Source organism: Vibrio sp. A2-1 (assembly GCF_021728355.1).
Taxonomy (GTDB): domain Bacteria; phylum Pseudomonadota; class Gammaproteobacteria; order Enterobacterales; family Vibrionaceae; genus Vibrio; species Vibrio splendidus_K.
The window spans coordinates 65,997-79,020 of record NZ_JAKKCO010000001.1; the positions used below are offsets into that span (position 1 = coordinate 65,997).

Annotated in this window: 15 protein-coding genes; 6 read left to right on the plus strand and 9 right to left on the minus strand. The window is 43.9% G+C overall.

Features of this window, described 5'->3' with window-relative positions:
• The first annotated feature begins 74 nt into the window (after window positions 1-74).
• Window positions 75-1,931: a hybrid-cluster NAD(P)-dependent oxidoreductase gene (locus tag L3V33_RS00305; protein WP_237288692.1), complete on the plus strand. Its 1,857-nt coding sequence runs from the start codon at window positions 75-77 to the stop codon at window positions 1,929-1,931.
• A 97-nt stretch (window positions 1,932-2,028) separates the two neighbouring features.
• Here the strand turns inward: L3V33_RS00305 and nadE are convergent, their stop codons facing one another.
• Complete coding sequence (gene nadE, locus L3V33_RS00310) at window positions 2,029-2,859, minus strand: ammonia-dependent NAD(+) synthetase (RefSeq protein ID WP_237288693.1); 831 nt, start codon at window positions 2,857-2,859, stop codon at window positions 2,029-2,031.
• A 109-nt stretch (window positions 2,860-2,968) separates the two neighbouring features.
• Here nadE and L3V33_RS00315 point away from each other — a divergent pair, with 109 nt between their 5' ends.
• Window positions 2,969-3,490, plus strand: coding sequence for a nicotinate-nicotinamide nucleotide adenylyltransferase (locus L3V33_RS00315; protein ID WP_017081421.1), 522 nt, complete (start codon window positions 2,969-2,971; stop codon window positions 3,488-3,490).
• A gap of 22 nt (window positions 3,491-3,512) precedes the next feature.
• Window positions 3,513-4,004 carry a hypothetical protein gene (locus L3V33_RS00320; protein WP_171316001.1) on the plus strand — a complete coding sequence of 164 codons (492 nt, stop codon included), beginning with the start codon at window positions 3,513-3,515 and terminating at the stop codon, window positions 4,002-4,004.
• Between the two features lie 112 nt (window positions 4,005-4,116).
• On the opposite strand, the gene L3V33_RS00325 is transcribed toward L3V33_RS00320, so the two are convergent.
• A complete protein-coding gene (locus L3V33_RS00325) occupies window positions 4,117-4,743 on the minus strand; it encodes a hypothetical protein (RefSeq protein ID WP_017077381.1) in 627 nt (208 codons plus the stop codon).
• 175 nt (window positions 4,744-4,918) lie between these two features.
• Here L3V33_RS00325 and L3V33_RS00330 point away from each other — a divergent pair, with 175 nt between their 5' ends.
• Window positions 4,919-6,025, plus strand: a complete 1,107-nt coding sequence (locus L3V33_RS00330) for a 1-acyl-sn-glycerol-3-phosphate acyltransferase (RefSeq protein ID WP_171311585.1) — start codon at window positions 4,919-4,921, stop codon at window positions 6,023-6,025.
• A gap of 141 nt (window positions 6,026-6,166) precedes the next feature.
• Here the strand turns inward: L3V33_RS00330 and L3V33_RS00335 are convergent, their stop codons facing one another.
• Window positions 6,167-6,766 carry a hypothetical protein gene (locus tag L3V33_RS00335; RefSeq protein ID WP_065206991.1) on the minus strand — a complete coding sequence of 200 codons (600 nt, stop codon included), beginning with the start codon at window positions 6,764-6,766 and terminating at the stop codon, window positions 6,167-6,169.
• A 101-nt stretch (window positions 6,767-6,867) separates the two neighbouring features.
• On the opposite strand from L3V33_RS00335, the gene L3V33_RS00340 reads away from it, so the two are divergent.
• Window positions 6,868-7,167: a DUF1496 domain-containing protein gene (locus L3V33_RS00340; RefSeq protein WP_237288694.1), complete on the plus strand. Its 300-nt coding sequence runs from the start codon at window positions 6,868-6,870 to the stop codon at window positions 7,165-7,167.
• A 39-nt stretch (window positions 7,168-7,206) separates the two neighbouring features.
• On the opposite strand, the gene L3V33_RS00345 is transcribed toward L3V33_RS00340, so the two are convergent.
• A complete protein-coding gene (locus tag L3V33_RS00345; protein ID WP_065206993.1) occupies window positions 7,207-7,506 on the minus strand; it encodes a YfcZ/YiiS family protein in 300 nt (99 codons plus the stop codon).
• Between the two features lie 530 nt (window positions 7,507-8,036).
• Here L3V33_RS00345 and L3V33_RS00350 point away from each other — a divergent pair.
• Window positions 8,037-8,498 carry a TetR/AcrR family transcriptional regulator gene (locus L3V33_RS00350; protein WP_004731875.1) on the plus strand — a complete coding sequence of 154 codons (462 nt, stop codon included), beginning with the start codon at window positions 8,037-8,039 and terminating at the stop codon, window positions 8,496-8,498.
• Between the two features lie 426 nt (window positions 8,499-8,924).
• Here the strand turns inward: L3V33_RS00350 and L3V33_RS00355 are convergent, their stop codons facing one another.
• The 5 genes from L3V33_RS00355 to L3V33_RS00375 form a co-directional block, all read right to left on the minus strand.
• Entirely contained in the window at window positions 8,925-9,707 is a 783-nt protein-coding gene (locus tag L3V33_RS00355; protein ID WP_108187788.1) for a heme ABC transporter ATP-binding protein, read from the minus strand.
• Window positions 9,707-10,744, minus strand: a complete 1,038-nt coding sequence (locus tag L3V33_RS00360; RefSeq protein ID WP_171311591.1) for an iron ABC transporter permease — start codon at window positions 10,742-10,744, stop codon at window positions 9,707-9,709. Before L3V33_RS00360 ends, L3V33_RS00355 begins: the two co-directional genes overlap by 1 nt.
• A gap of 126 nt (window positions 10,745-10,870) precedes the next feature.
• A complete protein-coding gene (locus L3V33_RS00365) occupies window positions 10,871-11,761 on the minus strand; it encodes an ABC transporter substrate-binding protein (RefSeq protein ID WP_237288695.1) in 891 nt (296 codons plus the stop codon).
• 149 nt (window positions 11,762-11,910) lie between these two features.
• Complete coding sequence (locus L3V33_RS00370; protein WP_017077389.1) at window positions 11,911-12,324, minus strand: biopolymer transporter ExbD; 414 nt, start codon at window positions 12,322-12,324, stop codon at window positions 11,911-11,913.
• Window positions 12,321-13,022, minus strand: a complete 702-nt coding sequence (locus tag L3V33_RS00375) for a MotA/TolQ/ExbB proton channel family protein (protein ID WP_054545760.1) — start codon at window positions 13,020-13,022, stop codon at window positions 12,321-12,323. Before L3V33_RS00375 ends, L3V33_RS00370 begins: the two co-directional genes overlap by 4 nt.
• Between the last annotated feature and the right edge of the window lie 2 nt (window positions 13,023-13,024).

Sequence of the window (13,024 nt, forward strand, 5' to 3'; positions counted from 1 at the left end):
GTTTAATGCCTGCCAGTTTATCTATTTATAACCATTTGTTAGCATTGGGACAAACAACAAACATTGGAATCGTTATGTCGCAGCTACCGTCAGATCAAAAGGCTTCACAGCAAGTGCCTTCTCTATCTCAAATCAATGTATTTCCGGTTAAGTCAGTGGGCGGGATTGCGCTCTCTTCTGCTTGGGTCGAAAAACAAGGTCTTACTTTCGACAGACGCTTTATGTTGGCGTTGGCTGATGGCTCAATGGTGACGGCACGTAAGTACCCTAAAATGGTCAAGGTATCTTCTAGCTTGCAACCAGATGGTTTGATCTTCACTTATGAAGGTAAAGAAGCGCTGCGCCTAAAGTATGCGAGCTTCAAGATGCAAGAAGCACCAGCAACGGTGTGGAAAGACAGCTTCACGGCATACACGACATGTGATGAAGCCGATGATTGGTTCAGTGATGTGTTGGGCGTGCGCGTTGAGCTACTGTTTTCTGGCGATCAATCGAATCGTGTTCGAGAAAAGCTCGGTCATAATGTGAGCTTTGCCGACGGTTACCCAATGTTAGTGATCAGCCAAGCCTCTCTTGATGAACTCAATCGCCGCAGCCCTGAAACCCATTCAATGGATCAGTTCCGCACCAACTTTGTTGTTTCCAACACAGAACCTTTTGCTGAAGATAGCTGGAAGCGTATCCGAATTGGTGAGGTTGAATTTGAATCCGTTAAGCCTTGTGAACGATGTATCCTAACCACGGTTGATGTCGAGAGTGGCGAGCTTAGAGCGACAAAAGAGCCGCTTAACACCTTTTCATCATTCAGAGCCAACGAGCGCGGTGGCGTTTTCTTTGGCCAGAATCTTGTGGCTAAAAATGAAGGTTTAGTCAAAGCCGGTGATGTCGTTGAAGTACTCGAAACCAAAGAGAAAGAGCACTATGAAGACACTTGGGTTGAGTCGTTACATTTAACGTGTGTTGAGCGAGAAGAGATCGCTCGTGACTTTACGACCTTTTGGTTAGAGCCTGCCAAAGAAAACCATTCATTGCCAAGCTATCAGCCAGGGCAACATCTACCGATTGAGATGGTGATTAATGGCGAAAAAGTGTCTCGTCGTTACACGTTATCTTCTAGTCCTTCACGCGCAGGTCGGTTGGCGATTTCAGTGAAGCGAGTGGACGATGGTCAAATCTCAAACTGGCTCAATGATCATTTCCAAGTGGGCGACACTCTAGTTGCTCAAAACCCAGATGGTGCGTTCTACTTAGAAGCAAATCCAACGCACCCGTTACTGCTTTTGTCTGCAGGAAGCGGTATTACGCCAATGTTGTCGATGCTGCGTTACTTGGCAGACCATGGTCAAATTGATGATGTGGTTTTCTATCATCAATGTAGCAGCGAAGAAGACATCCCTTATCAAGCAGAGATCGATCAAATTGCCAATGAACATCGAGGCTTACAGGTGATTTACTCACTAAGCCAACCAACGAAAGAGTGGGATGGTTTATCAGGCCGTTTGAGCGTGTCTCATGTCGCTAAAATTGAAGAGCTACATAAGCGTCAAGCATTCGTATGTGGTCCTGACGGCTTTATGGATAATGCCAAGAAACTGCTGATTCAAATGGGGCTTAACCCTCAACATTATCATCAAGAAGCGTTTGGTGTTGCTCAGTCTACCGAAGAGGCGGTAAAGCAGCTGCAGTTAAGTGTCAATGGCTACTTGTTCGAAGGGAATAATCAGTCAACCTTGCTAGAGCAAGCAGAGTCGGCGGGTGTGTCTATCGCTTCAAGCTGCCGTGCTGGTTTCTGTGGCGCTTGTAAAGTGACCCTCGAGTCTGGGCAAGTTCATCAACCTGATGTGCCTGCATTGCAAGAGCATGAACGCAATATGGGTCAGATACTGGCGTGTTGCAGTGTGCCTCAAACCGATATCGAAGTTGTTGATTAACGACACGTTCGGTCAAAAGAAAAAACACTAAATAGAAAAGGCCGGAAGTTCGTTAAATGAACTTCCGGCCTTTTTGATTCTTAGATTAATTCAAAAATTAATCGTAAATCGTTGGGATAGGTTGACGCTTGTGCTGTGTTGCTTTGTAGATGTTTACTAAGCGATCTGATACGTCTTGAGAGACTTCTTTGCCTTCAAGGAAATCATCGATCTGATCGTAAGAAAGATTCAACGCTGCTTCATCGGCTTTCTGAGGGTCAAGCTCTTCTAGATCAGCAGTTGGTACTTTCTTAACAAGTTGCTCTGGAGCGCCCAGCGTTGCTGCTAGTTCACGAACTTGACGTTTGTTCAGGCCGAACAGCGGTGCTAAATCACATGCGCCATCACCGTGCTTAGTGTAGAAGCCAGTAATGTTTTCCGCTGAGTGGTCAGTACCGATTACAAGACCGCCAACGTAACCTGCAATTTCGTATTGTGCGATCATGCGAGCACGTGCTTTTACATTCCCTTTCACAAAGTCGATTTTTGCAGAATCTGTTGGTAGCAGGCCAGTGCCTTCAAGAGCAACATGAGATGCAGCGTGAAGCCCATCAACACCCGCTTTAATGTTTACAGAAACAGATTGAGAAGGCTGAATGAAAGAGAGAGCAAGTTGCGCTTCGTCTTCATCTTTTTGCTCGCCGTAAGGTAGGCGAACCGCGATGAATTGATACTCATTGCTGCCAGAGTTTTCATTCAGGCTGTCGATTGCCATTTGTGCTAAACGGCCACAGGTCGTTGAGTCTACACCGCCACTGATACCAAGGATCAGAGACTTGCAGCCTGACTGCTGAAGTTTCGTTTTAATAAAGTCCACACGACGAGTCACTTCGAAGTGAGGGTCAATTGAAGGTAGTACGCGCATTTCGTCACGAATTAACTGTTCCATTCGTATTCCTTTCCTGCAAGCAAATTAAAAATCTAGTGTTATCATACCTAAATCATCTGATTTAAAAACCTCTTTGCACAAGCTTAGAAAGAGAAGGCAGTAATAAATAATGGAAAAAATAGCCATTTTCGGTAGTGCGTTTAATCCGCCGAGCTTAGGGCACAAAAGTGTGATTGATTCGTTGGCTCACTTTGACAAAATTCTACTTGTTCCAAGTATTGCCCATGCTTGGGGAAAAGAGATGCTAGACTTTGATACGAGATGTCAGTTAGTTAACGCATTTATTAGCGATCTTTCACTGGATCAAGTGGAGCTTTCTTTGATCGAAAAGAGCCTATTTACTCCAGGTGAAAGCGTCACGACTTATGCAGTGCTCAGTGAACTCCAAAAGTTACATCGTGACGCTGAACTGACGTTTGTTATTGGCCCAGATAACTTCTTTAAATTCTCATCTTTCTATAAATCAGATGAGATTACCAAGCAGTGGTCTGTGATGGCTTGCCCTGAAAAAGTAAAGATTCGTAGTACCGATATCCGCCTTGCTTTGCAAAATGGGAGCAATGTGGCGAAATTGAGTACAAAGTCAGTTACAAAGATATTGCAAGATGGTGAACTGTATACAATAATGTAGATTCACTAATTTAAGAGGTCTGATGACTATGCTAAAGCGCGCGATACCAGCGACGATGATCATTGCAGCATGCAGTATGCCTGCTCACGCTGATTGTGATTTCTTTAGCTTAGATTCGATCATGCTGACTTCTGACGATGAAAATAACTGTTTAGATTTATCTACGAGCCTTGAATCCTTCGGTCAACGTATGATGGAGCTCAGTGGATTAAGCGAAGATGAACCTGAATCGACGGCAGACTATTGGTCTGATTGGGTTATTCAGAGCAAAGATGCGCCTCTATTAACTCAAAGCCTTGAATCTAATTACGTTGGATTAGGTATGTGGTTCCCAGAAGATCTCGAAGATGATCAGTATGATATGTCGACAGAAGAGTGGTTGATGAATCATGGCCTTCAGCTGAGCATAGGTTTTGGCGAGAAAGTCGACGGGCAACCTCGCATGCGATTTGATTACCGTTGGCATGACTCACGAGACGCTGACCTCATGATGCAGGTTGAATTGCCGTTCTAGACCGTTAGGTTATTAATCGATGCTAAGAATTAAAAAGCCGCAAAAACTGAGTTTTTGCGGCTTTTTAGTATCTGGTTTGTTGCTTTCATATTAGCTATAACTTATCGCTGAGCTATAAATCTTCACCAAAAACAAGCATGCACAGCTGTTCAAACTCTTCTTCTTTGCCTGAGAACAAATCATCAATCACAAGTGCACGTTTCTGACCCGACTGCATACGTTTCTTTGCCTCGCGCATTACCATCACCAAGGTGTGTTCTTGCGGTAGGTTCGAGTCATCGATGTTCCACTGATTGAATCGCTGAGACAAAGCACTTTCGCAAAGCAGTGGCTTAAATGCCAACACTTCTTGCTTGAGAACAGAAAGCATATCTTTAAACGCTTGCTCCGTATTATTGGCATTTGAAGCGCGAGCTTTGGTTAGCTCCAACTTTTCCAGTAACGCAGAAGAGAGGTTGGTTTGCGTGATGTATCCTGCTTGTCTCGGGAATGAGTCGGTCAAACGAACTGAGAAATCGACACGATTAACCTGGGTGTTTGGAAAGTAGGTCAGTGATGTTAGGCAGTCATATGGAATCCATACACTCTGGCCTGGCTCGACGGCATACTCTTGTTTACCCAGCTTTATCAAAACCAAGCCACTTTGAACCGATACAAGGCTATGTTTAAGTACTTTTTTGCGAGGTGTAATCACCAAGTGTGAAAAGTAAGCCGATGTATATTCAATAGCGAAGTTCATAGATAGTACCTTAATTTTGGGGCGTCAAGATTACCGTTAATTTTAAAGAATGCCAACAATAACAGGGTATTTTCAATCTTTCTGGTCTGACCTTGTCAAAAGTATGGACTCTGTAGCTGCGAGAAGTCAAAACAACGCGTAGAATGAGCCAGATTTTTATTATTTGAATTAAAAAATGACCTCTCCGACCGATCCATATGTTGATATTCGTCCTTACGGCGATGATGAAATTCCAGCGGCACTAAACCGTCTTATTAATGATGAAGAATTTATCAGTGCGATTCTGCACTATCGTTTTTCAAACCATGCGTCTTGGTTTAAAGCATTAATGAGCCCGATCTTGCGCGTTTACTTGAAAATGAAATGGAGTAAGCTGACCAGCGTTGAATCCATTCAGATTGAAGTTAAGAAATACTTGCGAGATACATTAGCGAAAACCACCAATGGTGTGACATACACAGGTGTAGAGTCACTGGACGCTAGTCAAGCTTACCTGTTTATTTCAAACCATCGCGATATTGCTATGGATCCGGCGTTAGTTAACTATGCATTGCATCACAACAATCACCAAACTTGCCGTATTGCAATTGGTGACAACTTGTTGAAGAAACCATGTGCGACTGAACTGATGCGCCTTAATAAGAGCTTTATTGTAAAGCGTTCTTTGAAAGGGCCGCGCGAGATGATGAAAGCACTAGGGCAGTTGTCTTCGTACATTAAGCATTCTTTGGAAACGGGCAATTCTATCTGGATCGCTCAAAAGGAAGGCCGTGCAAAAGACGGCAATGACTTTACTGAGCCAGCAATCTTAAAGATGTTCCACGTTGAAGGTCGTAAGCAAAAAATCGCATTCCCTGAATACGTGAAGTCGTTGAAGATCGTTCCTGTGTCTATTTCTTACGAAAACGATCCATGTGACATCGCGAAAGCGATCGAGCTTTTTGAGAAAGACGTAAACGGCAGTTACGAAAAGGGTGAATTTGAAGATATCGAAAGTATCATTCAAGGTATCATCGGCAATAAAGGACGTGTTCATGTTGGTTTCGGTCAGGTTATCGACCAAGATTTCGACACTCCAGAAGCTCTTGCTCAAGAGATCGACCGCCAGATCCACGACAACTACAAACTGTTTCCAGTAAACTTGCTGGCAGCGGAAAAAGAAGACGAGTCGATTACAGCAACGGTTAAGCAGGAGTTTGAAGATAAACTATCTGGCTTGCCACAAGGTGCTCGTCAGTACTTAATCGACAGCTATGCGAATCCAGTGAAGAACATTGGTTAACGAGCGTTAGTTAGCTTGTTAGCTGAGTAGTAACTTGATTGAATTGAAAAAGGAGCCTTGGGCTCCTTTTTTGTTTCTGAATTACTACTTGCTGCTGCATTAGAGTTTTAGAGCAATAGAGCATTAGAGCTTTAGGCTGAATTAGCGAGCGACAGCGCCACCGAGCTCTAGACTGGTCGGCCACGTGGTAATCGTGTTACCACCGAGGTAGATATTACCTTTGACTGTCATGGTGTCAGGAAATGTTGTGATCCCAGAACCGCCTATATATAAATCGCCATCAATGACTATCCCGTTTGGTAGCTCTGTCAAAGGCGTACGAATCACGCTCAGGTCGCCTTTCACTCTAAAGCCATTGGGTAGCCTCTGGAGGGGAGTATCCGTGAGGTTAATAAATCCGCCCACTCTCACACCTCGTGGCCAACTGGTAATCTGACTACCAATCAAGTCGGCATAGCCTTTTATCTTTACTCCCGAGGGAACCCGCGTGAGTTGGCTGTTACCGCCTTTAAGACTTCCGTTTACTTCCAACCCTTTGGGTAGGCGGGTAATCGCAGTGTTCTCAATATTGAGGTTGCCATCAACGATTAACCCTGTTGGCAGTGATGTGTATGGCTTATTTCGTAAATATAAGTTTCCGTAATTATCCAGATGGTTCAATATTTGATACTGATCGAGTGGTTCAGCAGTCACATTTGTTATGGTTAAGGAACCAATAATAAGTGCAATTATTCGGAGCATAACAAGCTTCTTATTACGATAGACGTTAACACTATAAAGAAAAAATTATTCTCGCATAGTGTTTTACTCATTTGTTGGTAGGTAGAAAGGAATAAGAGACAATGAAAGGTAAATTTTCGGTTCGAATAAAGCATCAAATTCTAAAATGCGTTGTGATTCTGACCTCTGCGTTTTGTTCAATATCAGTAAATGCTAATAAAATAATATCAACGCCTGCAAAAGCGGCAGTGGTTGTCACTCAGAGTACTTCACAGCAACGAGTTTGTTATTACAATGATAAGGCATATAGTGTTGGTGCTATCGTTGAGGTCTCCGGTGTTGTGATTAAATGTGCGGCTGAAAATGACTTTGAGACCAATGGTGCTCTAGGTTGGGTTGAAATAATAAAAAAAGACGAGTAATAAACTCGTCTTTTAATTTTATGAGTGTAAGTGCTTATATTAACGCGCTAGAGAGCGAGTCTTAAGTTCGAAAATAATTTTCTCAGCGCTTACTTCAAATTTAAAGCGTGCGTGCAATTCTGTGCTGTCTTCAGTCATCTCTGATGCTTCAAATTCAACATTGCTAGACACTTGCTTTGCTAACTCAACGTACTTAGCTAATTCAGTTTCAATAAGGGCTTTAGAGTTGCCGTAAACCGTTACCTCAGCAACCTCGTCGCCTTCTTTAATGATGAAGCCAATTTCACCTGCGCAACCGCAAGCCTCACATACATCGTTGTTACCAATATCTTGGCTCATAAATAATCCTCTTACAAAGTCTGAGGTTATTCTAACGAGCAATTAGAACTGTATCTACAAAAATTAAAACCTTTGAACTAATTTATACTGGTATGCTATGTTGTTTGTTAAGGTGTTTAATGAATATCTACATTCGCGCCGATAAATATGTATGTGATTTACCTCACGTTTTGTTGAAAAGGAATGTTATTAATTTGTCAGAATATCATTCACTTAGTTGCGTCAGGAATGATTTTATAAGACTATCTATCGCTTGATAGGTATTTATACAATGAATTTTTCGTTGGGTATTTCATATTCTAAGTCGTTATTTAAAATTATCGACTTAGGATTGTAAGGTGATTTTCGAAGAATAATTAGACAAAGTGTCCAAAGAGACATCACTGTAAAATTGTTCGTACATAGTATTTGTGTGCATTTAGTTCTAAATACTTGCGAAAAAACATCTTGCTCACATAATGCTGATAACGATTTTCATTCTGACTTCATTTGATTGAGTTAGATGGATTTACAAAGAGAAGAGCCTGAATATGCCAAAGCGTAGTAAAGAAGATACAGAAATCACGATCCAGAAGATCATGGATGCCGTTGTGGACCAGCTATTGAGATTGGGTTACGACAAGATGTCATACACGACATTGAGTCAACAAACAGGCGTTTCTCGTACAGGTATTAGTCATCACTTTCCTAAGAAAACGGATTTTACTGCTGCTTTAGACGGTCGTATTTTCAAGATGTTTATGGAACACATTGACTTTGAAAATGGCCTTGACGCATTTTCAGCTAGCTGGGTTGCAGCACTTGAAGACGCTGAGTTCCTAGCAATTTTACGTTTACTTTTCCATCATATCGTTACTGCTGAGAGCGCTCATGAGTTCGCTGCAAACGGTATTGACCGTCTATACAAGCTGACTGAAACTCAGTTTGGTGATACTAGCGGTAAAGAACTAGAGTGGTTGATTGGTAAGTCATTGATTCGCATGAGTCAGTAATCAACACACGATAAAAGAAGCTCCTACGGGGGCTTTTTTTGTGTCTGCAATTTCTCTTTCTCTTTCTCTTTCTCTTTCTCTTTCTCTTTCTCTTTCTCTTTCTCTCTCGAACTCATATCGCTTCTGCTATCTTGCTTTGTGCCAAATGAAGTTATTTCTTTTCTTTTTATATGCTTACGCTCGAGTCTTACATTCAACCTCAATTGCGAAAAGTTTAGCAACACTAACTGATTATGTTTATTTCTAGAGCCTCAAACGCTCTGGGTGAGCCGTTTGAGAGCTTATTGCTATGGTTACTAACAAAATTGAGTTTAAGGCGAGAGAGAGGCTGTGAGCCAATAAAAAAGCCTCGACTAAATCGAGGCTTTGAATGGTGTCGGCGTTAGAAGGAACGAATACTTTAAGTGCGCCAGTTTTTGGTTGCGTTTATTGTGCGGGATGAACCTGAGGGAAGCTCATGGTTGGGTGTTTTTCGACGATACTTTTGTATCCGTATACGTCTTCAATCATTGACGGCTTTAGCGCTTCCCAAGGACTTCCATCGCAAACTAAGTGTCCATCCTTCAATACCACTAATCGGTCGGAATATTGAGCGGCTAAATTTAGGTCATGCAACACCACGATAACCGCGGCATTGTGGTTGTCGGCGAGATCTCTCGCGATCTTTAAGGTGTTGTGCTGGTGGGCAAGATCCAGTGCTGATGTGGGTTCATCAAGCATCAAGATACATTGGTCACCAGAATAGTGAAGCTGGGTTAGCACTCGAGCCAAGTGAACACGCTGTTTTTCACCGCCGGATAGCGAAGGGTAGAGCCTTTCACTCAGGTGAGTCACATCGGCAACATCCATTTTTTGACTGGCGATGTTGGTGAGCTTCTTGTTGGACTCTTGCAGAGGGATTCCACCAAGCTCGACAACTTCATGTGCCAAAAATGGGAAGGTCAACGTACTGTGCTGAGGTAGCATAGCCAGATGCTTCGCCAATTTTTGAGAAGGCCACTTGTCTTTGGTGTGTCCAAAATATTGGATATCGCCGTTGCTTGATATCTCTTGGCACAAGGCTTTAAGTAACGTGCTTTTCCCTGCGCCATTTGGCCCAAGCAGTGTGGTTACCTTTCCTGCCTCAATCTCAATAGAAACGCCATCTAATATCACTTTGCTGCCGAACTTCACTTCGATATCGGTCGCTTTTAACGCTGAAGGAAACATTAAAGGATTCTCCCTTTCTGTTGAAATAGAAGGTACAAGAAGAATGGAGCGCCGATAATCGCGGTAACAATGCCCACAGGTAATTCTGCTGGTGCCAGTACCACACGAGAGAACATGTCTGCGGCTGTTAGCAGTAGTGCGCCTAGTACTGCTGACAATGGCAAAAGAACTCGGTGATCTGGGCCTGCCAACATACGACCTAAATGAGGGATAACGAGCCCGATGAATCCGATCATGCCAGACAGGCTCACTGTGATACCAACGCCTGCGGCTGTCAGTAGAATGAGCTTTCGTTTGAGTTTTTGTACTGGAATGCCAAGGTGTTGTGCTTCTGACTCACCTAAGAGCAGGGCATTCAGTGACATCGCTTGACGGTAAAAAACAATAAAGAGTGCTACGAGCGTAACTGCAGCAAGCAAAATGCCTGACCACTTCGCTCCTGCTAGTGAACCCATCGACCATAATGAAAGATCACGCAGCATTTGGTCATCAGCGATGAAGTTCAAGAACCCAATACCAGCGCCAGAGAGCGCACTGATCGCCACACCCGCCAACAACATGATGGTGACAGAAGTGCCGAACTTACCCGTGCCTAGTTTATAGACCAAGAGTGTGGTTAAAGCGCCACCAAGAAAAGCGAACACAGGAACCGCAGCAAAGTTCATGAAAGCAGGGTATTGAAGCGATAGCTGAGAGAAAAGTACGATGGCCAGTGCTGCGCCTAGCGCCGCACCAGCAGACACACCAATGATCCCTGGCTCAGCAAGCGGGTTTCTAAATAGCCCCTGCATGACGGCACCACATAATGCGAGAATCGCGCCGATTAGCATACATAAGATGGTTCTTGGTAAACGGATTTCTTGAATCACCAAATTGATGTGTGGGGCTAAATCATTGTTTGGTTGGAGTAAGCTCGCTGCACTGTCAGCTAAGCTAATGTTCATTGGCCCAACGGTAATTGAGAACAGTGCGACGAAGACTAGGGTAGCCCCTAGGCCTAACATCGATGTTTTCAGTGGGACGGATCGTAGCAACATAAAGGGCCTCAATGTCCATCGCTAGCTTCAATATCCATCACCAACATTGCGGAAAAGCGGGTAGGTAATGGAAACTGAGCTAGCAACAGTAAGAATAGGGTGGTCGAGTTATAGCGGGTAGATAAGTTATAACGGATAGATAAGAGCGTTTAATCGCTTGGCTTCTGAAAGGCTTTCGAGGCCAAGTCCGCCGACTAATGCACTGCCTTTTACGGTAATGATTTGCTTGTTCATGCCAGCAGGAGTCGCTGCTAACATAGGCAGCGATTTAAGAATGGCGTCAGCGCCGCCCATTTTTTTGTAGCTGCGGCCACTCACCAAGATGACATCAGGCTGCATTTCAACGAGTGATTCCATCGATAGTGGTTTGTAAGACGTCAGGTTTTTAGCCGCAGGGTTTACACCGCCAGCCAATTCAATGATCGCGTTTGGTGACGTTTCACCGCCAGCAACGTTCGCCGGGCGACCTTCATGCAATAATAAGAACAGAACTTTCTTCGCTTCGTTGTTGGGTACTTGGTTTGCTTTTAGTGCCGCAATCTTCTTATTTACTTCAGCTTTGACTTGCTGTGAGTGAGCTTCGGTGTGGGTAATTTTTGCGATCTGGTCGATACGCTTTAATAACCCCTCAACGTTTGCTTCGGTGTTAACGATCTCGACATCGACACCGGCAGATTTCAATTGAGAAATCGCGTTGTCTGGCCCCATTTCATCCGAGCCAATCAGTGTCGTTGGCTCTAAGGCAATCAAGCCTTCTGCTGAAAGGTTTCGGTGGTAACCAATCTTCGGCAGGTTCTCTGCTTGAGGGAAATGGCTGGTCACATCAATCGCCACTAACTGCTCTTCAGCGCCTAATGCTAAGACCAATTCAGTCACAGCACTGCCTGCACTTATGATTCGAGGTTGTTCTACGTCATTGGCCATTGCCGTTGGCGCAGTCAGTGCCAAGCTGATTGCAGCTACTGAAAGGAGATGTCTCTTGGTCGTTAATTTATTGAGCACGTTTAAGTTGTTCATAATCATTTCTTTATATTATCTACTTGTTTCGCGAAGATTCTCAGTGAGCAGTCCGTTCGCATTGTGAGTTCGTATCGATAGAGAGGTTTAGTTCTGCTTCTTTGGTGTTAGTCATCAAGAGCCAAACTTCATGAAAATAGAGAGTTGTTCTAGCCATCTTCAGTGAGCAATTGAGTCGCTGGTATTCCGTTCTCTTGAAGGAAAGACAGCAATTTCACTAGGTTCTCAACGTTGGCGGCTTTATCTGCACCAATGATGATCGGCTTCTTGTCTGATGTGCCTGTTTCTTCTAGCAATGCAATCTTGAAGTTTTCCCAGTCGATGTACTCTTGGCCGTTAATCGCCCAGTAGGGTTCGTGGTCTAAGATATTGACGCTAATCGAATCTTTATGAACTTCAGAAACGTTCTTAATATCAGAGCTCGGCAGTTCGACTTCTAATGACTCCAACTTCACCGATGCTGTCAGCAGCAGGAAAACCATCACGATAAAAATGATGTCGAGCAGCGGTGTTAAGTCCGGAGCTAAACTTTGTGTTTGAGATGAGTGGGGCGTTTTAATCATGCTTGTCTCGCATCACCGACAGCGACTTTGTTTAATGATGAATCTTTAGTTTCGTCAGACTGATTAGTTTGAATCGACATGCCTTCTAACCACACATTCACATAATTCAAAGTATGTTCTAGCTGCGCCAAAACCCTATCGGCCCAAAGTCCAAGCAGTTGAGACCCTGAGATCGCAGGCAGTGCAATCATCAAACCTGCCGCTGTGGTTCTCATTGCTAAGCCAAGGCCGTCAGCTAGATCATTTGGTGTAATACTTCCGGTGGTAGCAGCTACACCTTTAAACATCTCAATAAGACCAAGCACCGTACCAAGCAAGCCAATTAGTGGACTGATCACGCCAATCAAACCAAGCAGCCTTAAACCTGCATGAAGCTGGTGGCGTTTTTCTTGTAGCCAGATGCCTGCTGCATCTTCACGTAGTCCTTTCGAAAAAGAGTGGTGAGCAAGCAACATCGAGACGCCCTTGTACAGCAGCGGTCTTTTCCCTGAAATAGACTGAGCGAGATCCTCAATCTCTTTGCTGTTGGTTGGCGAGATCTGATTGAGCTCGCGACGAATGGCGCGTTTGCCAACACCAATGCTTAACATCACTTGGAAGACACGTTCAGCGATGATCATTGCTGTTAATGCTGAGCAGATGAGAAGAGGCCAAGTCATTAAGCCAAGTTGATCTTGTAAGTAACTGATTTGTTGCATGA

Coding starts and splice junctions, on each gene's coding strand:
- L3V33_RS00370 (WP_017077389.1), bottom strand. CDS start 12,324: ATGATTAAAACGCCCCACTCATCTCAAACACAAAGTTTAGCTCCGGAC.
- L3V33_RS00320 (WP_171316001.1), top strand. CDS start 3,513: ATGACTATGCTAAAGCGCGCGATACCAGCGACGATGATCATTGCAGCA.
- L3V33_RS00350 (WP_004731875.1), top strand. CDS start 8,037: ATGCCAAAGCGTAGTAAAGAAGATACAGAAATCACGATCCAGAAGATC.
- L3V33_RS00375 (WP_054545760.1), bottom strand. CDS start 13,022: ATGCAACAAATCAGTTACTTACAAGATCAACTTGGCTTAATGACTTGG.
- L3V33_RS00340 (WP_237288694.1), top strand. CDS start 6,868: ATGAAAGGTAAATTTTCGGTTCGAATAAAGCATCAAATTCTAAAATGC.
- L3V33_RS00330 (WP_171311585.1), top strand. CDS start 4,919: ATGACCTCTCCGACCGATCCATATGTTGATATTCGTCCTTACGGCGAT.
- L3V33_RS00365 (WP_237288695.1), bottom strand. CDS start 11,761: ATGAACAACTTAAACGTGCTCAATAAATTAACGACCAAGAGACATCTC.
- L3V33_RS00360 (WP_171311591.1), bottom strand. CDS start 10,744: ATGTTGCTACGATCCGTCCCACTGAAAACATCGATGTTAGGCCTAGGG.
- L3V33_RS00305 (WP_237288692.1), top strand. CDS start 75: ATGTCGCAGCTACCGTCAGATCAAAAGGCTTCACAGCAAGTGCCTTCT.
- L3V33_RS00335 (WP_065206991.1), bottom strand. CDS start 6,766: ATGCTCCGAATAATTGCACTTATTATTGGTTCCTTAACCATAACAAAT.
- L3V33_RS00355 (WP_108187788.1), bottom strand. CDS start 9,707: ATGTTTCCTTCAGCGTTAAAAGCGACCGATATCGAAGTGAAGTTCGGC.
- L3V33_RS00325 (WP_017077381.1), bottom strand. CDS start 4,743: ATGAACTTCGCTATTGAATATACATCGGCTTACTTTTCACACTTGGTG.
- nadE (WP_237288693.1), bottom strand. CDS start 2,859: ATGGAACAGTTAATTCGTGACGAAATGCGCGTACTACCTTCAATTGAC.
- L3V33_RS00345 (WP_065206993.1), bottom strand. CDS start 7,506: ATGAGCCAAGATATTGGTAACAACGATGTATGTGAGGCTTGCGGTTGC.
- L3V33_RS00315 (WP_017081421.1), top strand. CDS start 2,969: ATGGAAAAAATAGCCATTTTCGGTAGTGCGTTTAATCCGCCGAGCTTA.